This is a genomic window from Psittacicella hinzii (assembly GCF_003585935.1).
Lineage (GTDB): Bacteria > Pseudomonadota > Gammaproteobacteria > Enterobacterales > Psittacicellaceae > Psittacicella > Psittacicella hinzii.
Genome location: NZ_NRJG01000166.1, coordinates 1 through 7,043, shown reverse-complemented (window position 1 = coordinate 7,043; position 7,043 = coordinate 1). Strand labels below are relative to the sequence as shown.

The following is a 7,043-nucleotide window of genomic DNA, read 5'->3' as shown; positions in this document are numbered from 1 at the left end:
ATTAGTAAATTAGGTACTTAAAATTATTGCACACGATATGCAGTTGGGAGTGTGTAAAGTAAGATTGTCTCATTTTAGGGGTACAGCTCAAGCACAGTAAAATAATCGGGAGTAGATAAAAGAATCTAGAATAGATCAAAGAATAGGTTGTAGGTAAAAAATCGGGAGTAGGTAAAATAAAATGGTAAATTCTACTAAAAATCTTGCTAAAGATGACGCTATAGATCTAATAAAGGGAAGTTTGGATAAAAACTCCTGATCTATAGTATTATATACGTAGTTTTTTAACCGTGAATGTCCTGAATTTTACGAATTTATGTATAAACTTTCACCAGAATTAAAAGTTTTAGAACGTAACCAAGGTTACTTTACCAAAGCTAAAGGGATAGTACTCCTTGGGGCTGTAGAAGCTACTCACTTAGCCGATTTTCTTACTTTATTAGAACCTACCCAAAAGCTCGCAGTATATACAAACCAAGAATATACATTCAAACAAATGCACGAGCTAGCCACGAAGCGTGGTTATAAAAGCATAACTAACTTATGGCCAGAGTCACAAACTTGTCCATTATTTACACAAGCTGAATTAGATGTAAAAGAGATAGCTCTCGCTTATGCTTATCCGCTTGAAATCACTGCACCTTATTTACAAGCTCAAGGCTATGCTCAAGAGACAAGTGTGCAAGCTTTAACTCATAAGCTTACAGAGCTACCAATTATTAATGGTAAAGAACGTTTTATTTTTAGTCATCAGGAACAAGGAGCTTTAGCGCGCTTAATTCAATTAAGCCAAGCTGATACTTTTGTCATGTTCTGGCCTAAAAGTAAAGAAGAGTTTTTAGTGTTAATTCAAGCTCTAGCCCAAGCCTTAACTCATTTACAGTTAAATCTAAACCAATTAAACTTCTTCTTTCTCGGTAGTAATGATTCTGGAATTAAAACCATTGAAAGTTTATTAACCGGAAGTACGCAAGTTATTGATAATGCAGGACGTTGGCGCTTATACACTTATCAAGGTGATCTAACAGCAAGTAATAAACTTAGTGCTAAAGTTAAAGCTCATAAAGTCGAACTTACAAGTGGTAATATTTATAACTTACCAGGCGTATTCAGCTCAGATAAGTTAGATAAAGGAACTGAGCTCTTATTGACAACTTACCAAGATTTAAATGCTGCTCACAATCAGCATTTGCTCTCTTTAATTCGTACTTATAATAAAAAGCTTAATCAAGCAACTAATCCGCAAATTAACTTCTTAGATTATGGTGCTGGTGCTGGAGTTATAACTCAGTTCTTTATGCACTTAATGCAACAACAAATTACTAATTCTGAAGTACAAATGCGTTGGGATTTAATTGATGTAAGTGCAGCCGCTTTACTATGCAGTAATCTTAATTTAAGTACGCATTTAAATGCGCAAACTCAATTAAATCTGGTAGCTAGTGCAAGTATTAATCAAGCCTTAGAACAAGGTTTACCTGAAGTTTATTATCGTGAAATAGTTACTAATCCTCCATTTCACCAAGGGAAAGAGCAAACCTTTGCAATTACCGAAACTCTAATCAAACAAGCAAAGGCTCGTTTACACCAAGATGGAGCGTTACGTCTAGTAGCTAACTCAGGTTTACCTTACTTACCAATGCTCGAACAACATTTTAAACATGTCCAAATTATTGCTAAAGCCAATGGCTTTACTGTTTATTTGGCTAAACATTAATTCATATGCGATTATCAGATAAAGACATTATCAAAGCATTAGATGAAGGAGTATTTTCTATTACTCCTCGTCCAAATAATAATTTAATTACAGGGGCTACTGTAGATTTAACCTTAGGTAATACCTTCCGTACTTTTTCAAGCTCCAAAGTACCTTATGTAGATTTAGGGGCTTCAAGTGTAGACTTAACGCAACAGTTAGATAATCTTATGTCTGAAGAAATCTACATTGCAGATGATGAGCTATTCTTTTTACACCCTGGGGAATTAGCTTTAGGTTGTACGTTTGAGTCAGTTACTTTACCAAGTAATTATTTAGCATGGTTAGATGGACGTTCATCTTTAGCACGTTTAGGCTTAATGGTACATGTGACTGCTCACCGTATTGATCCAGGTTGGTCTGGTCGTATTGTGCTCGAGTTCTCAAATCAAGGAAAAGTACCTTTAGCTTTACGTCCAAAAATGAAAATTGGCGCGATTAGTTTTGAGCCTCTAACTTCAGAAGCGTTAAAACCTTATGTGCAAAGTGATAATGCTAAGTACAAGTATCAAGACTCGGCTGTATCTTCACGCATCCAAGGTGATAGCGAAGAAGATCCAATTAGTATCATCAACCAACAAGTTAAATCTAAGTAATTTAAAGCTCATTTATCAAAGCTTAAAGTTTTTTGCTAGTTAAAATTTGTTTTTTGCGAGCTTGGATAGTTTAAACAAGAGTTAGTACCTAAATTTTTCTATCAAGTTTTTGCAAAACTAACAAAAAGCAAGTAAAGAATGCTTTCAAGCGCTAAATGGATATAATTCTTATTTAGCTCATTCTTTAGCTATAGTATAATGAACCTAATTTAAATCCTAGGCAACTAGGATTTTTTTAGTCTTAGCTTATTTACAGATTTCATGAAGCTTAATCATTCATGAACTTGTTATAAAAAACTTTAGCTTTCAATTATGAGTGTAAAAAGCTATATCCATAGTTTACAGCAACAAATAGCACCTGATCTACGTGTCGAAATTCCGCAACTTAGTGATGAAAATTACCAAGTATTTTTACGACCACTTTTAGGATCAGATGCGCAATATTTAGCTTATCTTGATAGCTTAAGTCATTTTGATGCATGGCAAGCGTCGGTGTTTGTGCGTTACGGAGCTAAAACCTTACGTCCGAAATATGCAATAACTCCACGTGAAGCTGCCTTAGGTTATTTAGAAAAACGCCGGATTGAATTTGACCAAAGCAATTACGGTTTTGTTCTGGAAAGAATCGCGCGTCATAAACATCATTTAATTGAGATAAATACTGCTCAAGGGCAATTTTATCGCCAACAATTACGTGAACATTATGAGCAAATTCAACCCTTAATAGCGCAATTTATTGCCCAAAATCTGGATTATAAGCAACGTGATTATTATGTATATAGTCCAGAAGAACTTAACTATTTAAGTTCATTAAATACCATTCGTAAAGAAAAATGGCGAGTTTTAAGCCAAAAATTTATTGAAACGATAAATTCAGATAGTTATATTCCACCGGTAACTAATCCGCATGAATATGTTGAAGATCTAGAACTATCTGACGCGTTTATGGAATTACTTAAAGACGTAAACGTCCCAGCCGAAAAAGCAGCTACTCATCAACAGTTTGTAACCTTACAACTACCTTTATATCAGCAGGTTTTTATGATGCTGGCTAAAGAATATGGTTTAGATTTTAGTTTGCTTAATCGTATGATTCACGAAGAGTATGAACCTTTTTTAGAATTTTACGAACAAAGCTTACGCAACGAAGTCGAACCTTTAGTAAATTATTTACAGTTTGATGAGTATAAAGAGTTAAGCAAATGTTGGCTATTACCAAGCTTTGAAAGTATGGATCAGGTGTTAAGTTCAGGTGATATTGAACGTTTATTAACCCAAGATTATACGTTTCAGATTTTAGCTTATATTTGCGTAAACGTGCAATTCGAAATGTTAAATATTGACAATATTACAGTTAATCCACATTTTCGTAAATGTGGCTTTGGGCAATTGCTCATGGATACCATGTTTGCTTTTGCGCAAACTAAAGATATTGAAAATTATTTACTCGAAGTACGTCGAAGTAATAAAGCCGCTAAATCCTTATACGAAAAAAATCATTTTCAGCAAATAGATATTCGTAAGAACTATTATGATCATAGCGCCTACGGACAACCCGAAGATGCTTTGATATACCAACTTTTGCTTGAATCATAAAAAAAGAGATGCTAATTAATAGCATCTCTCTTTTTTTGTCTAAATTGACCTTGTGTGGCGTATCACTTAAGCATGAGTTGTACTTGGGCATGAACCTTCGTCATCAACAATTAGATAAGTAATACCAACTGGACCGTGTACCCCAACAACTTTAATTAATTCAATGTCGGCAGTTGATGATGGACCTGAAATAATATTTACTACAGATGGAGCACGTTCACCATTGCGAATACGCTCATCTAAAGCACGAGCATATTGATGTAAACGTGGTTTAACGGTAGAAGCTTTAACCACCACAATAGTATATTTTGGTAATAATGATACTGAACGTCCATATAGAGGATTAGATTCTAAAATAATTGAACCTGATTCAGTAAGACCACATTCAGCCCAAACAATACCAATATTAGCTGTAGCCGCAAAGGCAATATTTTCAATGCCTTTATCAGCATCCCATACCCAAACTTCATCATTACCAAACTTATCAATTAAGCTTTGCGTAATGCCAGATTGATGTAAGCGCTGGTCATTATTTAAAATAATTTTACCTTCAGTAAAATTAGAGGTTAGTTCAACCATGGCTTGAGCCAGCGTTTCTGGTTTAGTAATTTGGATATCAATACCGACAGTTTTACAATAGTCAATATAGTTTTTAAGTAGGGTTGGACGATCTAACTCGGTTAGACGCGTTCTTGGATAGTTAACAATCCACTCAGGAACTTGATCTGGCGTAGTTTTTACTTCACGACCATATTTGTTCGCAAGATTTTTTAAAAACGCCATGCGGTTATTTTGCGTCATTTTTTAAATTCTCCTTGTGTTTTTTAAACCAACTACGGAATGACTCTTGATGTTCATTACGTGGTAAATCACGAGATTTAGTCCATTCAGCCACCATACCGTGGTTAAATAATCCAAGTGGAGAATTATCTTCGTGTGACAGATTGTTTAAGAATTTATTACCAGTTCTTACTAAACCGTCCCAAAGCATTGGATGGTTGTTCACAAAGTTAAAACCTTTGATTGCCATTTTCTCAGAAAGTTTACCATAGCCTTGTTTAGCAATATTGCTACGGTGTTTAAGAATTAGGCTCGAAAGAGGGATTTTTACCGGACATACAGAGTCACAAGCTGTACATAATGAACAGATGTTTGGTAGTTCATGGTAATCTTTGTAACCGCCAAGAATAGGAGTTAAGACCGCTCCCATTGGACCCGGATAAATAGAACCATAACCATGACCACCGATTTGACGGTAAGCCGGACAAATATTCATACAAGCACCACAACGAATACAACGTAGCATTTCGTTGAACTCTGAAGCTAGTAAATCAGAACGACCATTATCCACAATTACTAAGTGGAACTCTTCTGGACCGTCAATTTCACCAGCTAAGCGCGGACCGGTTAACCAAGTGTTATATGAAGTTAAACGTGAACCCACAGCCGAACGTGGTAATAAAGTTAAAAGAGGATCGGCATTTTCAAAATCCGGCGCCATACGATCCATCCCCATTACCGCAATGTGAGTTTTAGGAGTCGTAGTAGCCATACGTAAGTTACCTTCGTTAGTAACTAAACATAAAGTACCAGATTCTGGGATCGCAAAGTTACAACCAGAAATCCCAATATCAGCTGTTAAAAAGTCTTCACGAATAGTTTTACGAATAAAAGCCGTCATCTCTTCTGGAGTTTCAGAGCCTTCGTAACCTAATTGATCGTGTAAACGTTGACGAATTTCGGTACGCGATAAGTGAATAGCCGGTACAACGATATGTGATGGACGGTCGTTTACAATTTGTAAAACGTATTCACCTAAGTCAGTTTCGAGAACTTTACAACCAACTTCAATTAAAGCTTCGTTTAAACCGATCTCTTCAGTTACCATTGATTTAGATTTTACGACTTTTTTCGCGTTTTTCTCTTTAGCAACTTTTTGAATATAGGCTGTAGCTTCTTCTGCAGTTTGGGCAAAGAAAACTTTACCACCATTAGCTTCAACTTTATCGGCTAATTGATTTAAATAACCGTCAAGATTCATAATCACGTGATTACGAATTTGCTCACAAAGATCACGCCATTCTTCGAAATGACCTAATTCTTCCATCATTTTCGCGCGGTTAGTACCGATTACGTTTTGCGCTTTAATGAGGTTTTTACGTAGAACTTGGTTATTTACTTCTTTATCAATACGTTGTTTTAATGGTAAATTAGATGTACTTAAACTCATTCTTAGTACCCCGCAGCCTTAAGTTCTTCGTCAGTTACTAACACGTCAACAATGTGTAACACTTTAATCTTATCAAGATTACCTTCACGTGAAATACGACCGCCGATATTAATTAAGCATGATGAATCTGCACCAATTACGTAATCAGGTTCAACTGCATTAATGTGGCTTACTTTTTCTTTTACCATTTCACCTGATACTTCAGCCATCTTAACAGAGAAAGTACCACCAAAACCACAACAAGTACTACTATTTTCAAAGTCTAATAACTCTAAACCTTTTACCGCACGTAATAATTGTAATGGTTCATTAACAACGCCTAGTTTGCGCCAAAGCGAACATGAAGCATGGTATACGGCTTTCCCTTTAAGTTCAGCACCAACATCGGTAACCCCTAAGGTATTAACAATAAAGTCGGTTAAATCGTGCATACGTTCGCCTAATTTAGCCGCACGCTCACGCCATGGATCACCTTCTTCGAAAAGGTACTTATATTTTTTCATTGAATAAACACAAGAACCTGCTGGTGCAACAATTGGGTAGTCGTTTTCTTCAAAAGTCTTAATTAAATTTTTTACTGCAGGGATACTTTGTTCAGTGTAGCCCGAGTTTAAAGCTGGTTGTCCACAACAAGTTTGGTTGCTTAAAAATACTACTTCACAACCTAGTTTCTCTAAAAGTAACACCGTTTTTTTCAGAGTGTTAGCTTTTACAACGTCACCAATACATGTTACAAATAAATTAACACGCATATAGTCTCCTAGATAAACGTTAAAATATGTTGCCTAAATAGATATGTAAATTAATGAAAGGGGAAATAAATATCTAGGTAACTTAGTAACAAGAGTATGGTATTTGCCATACT

Annotated in this window: 6 protein-coding genes; 3 read left to right on the top strand and 3 right to left on the bottom strand. The window is 35.6% G+C overall.

The annotated features are described in order from the left end of the window. Positions 1-316: 316 nt before the first annotated feature. From CKF58_RS07555 to CKF58_RS07545, 3 genes are all read left to right on the top strand, one after another. Positions 317-1,717: a class I SAM-dependent methyltransferase gene (locus CKF58_RS07555; protein WP_119532565.1), complete on the top strand. Its 1,401-nt coding sequence runs from the start codon at positions 317-319 to the stop codon at positions 1,715-1,717. A gap of 5 nt (positions 1,718-1,722) precedes the next feature. Further along, the gene (gene dcd, locus CKF58_RS07550) at positions 1,723-2,352 is read left to right on the top strand and encodes a dCTP deaminase (protein ID WP_119532563.1); all 630 of its coding nucleotides are present in this window, start codon (positions 1,723-1,725) and stop codon (positions 2,350-2,352) included. Positions 2,353-2,664: 312 nt separating this feature from the next. Then, complete coding sequence (locus CKF58_RS07545) at positions 2,665-3,948, top strand: GNAT family N-acetyltransferase (RefSeq protein WP_119532561.1); 1,284 nt, start codon at positions 2,665-2,667, stop codon at positions 3,946-3,948. A 66-nt stretch (positions 3,949-4,014) separates the two neighbouring features. Here CKF58_RS07545 and CKF58_RS07540 read toward each other — a convergent pair whose 3' ends face one another. From CKF58_RS07540 to CKF58_RS07530, 3 genes are read right to left on the bottom strand one after another with little or no spacing between them, the layout of a single operon-like run. Next, complete coding sequence (locus tag CKF58_RS07540) at positions 4,015-4,749, bottom strand: LutC/YkgG family protein (RefSeq protein WP_119532559.1); 735 nt, start codon at positions 4,747-4,749, stop codon at positions 4,015-4,017. Next, the gene (locus CKF58_RS07535) at positions 4,736-6,178 is read right to left on the bottom strand and encodes a LutB/LldF family L-lactate oxidation iron-sulfur protein (protein ID WP_119532557.1); all 1,443 of its coding nucleotides are present in this window, start codon (positions 6,176-6,178) and stop codon (positions 4,736-4,738) included. Before CKF58_RS07535 ends, CKF58_RS07540 begins: the two co-directional genes overlap by 14 nt. 2 nt (positions 6,179-6,180) lie before the next feature. Then, positions 6,181-6,930: a (Fe-S)-binding protein gene (locus tag CKF58_RS07530; RefSeq protein WP_119532555.1), complete on the bottom strand. Its 750-nt coding sequence runs from the start codon at positions 6,928-6,930 to the stop codon at positions 6,181-6,183. Positions 6,931-7,043: the final 113 nt, after the last annotated feature.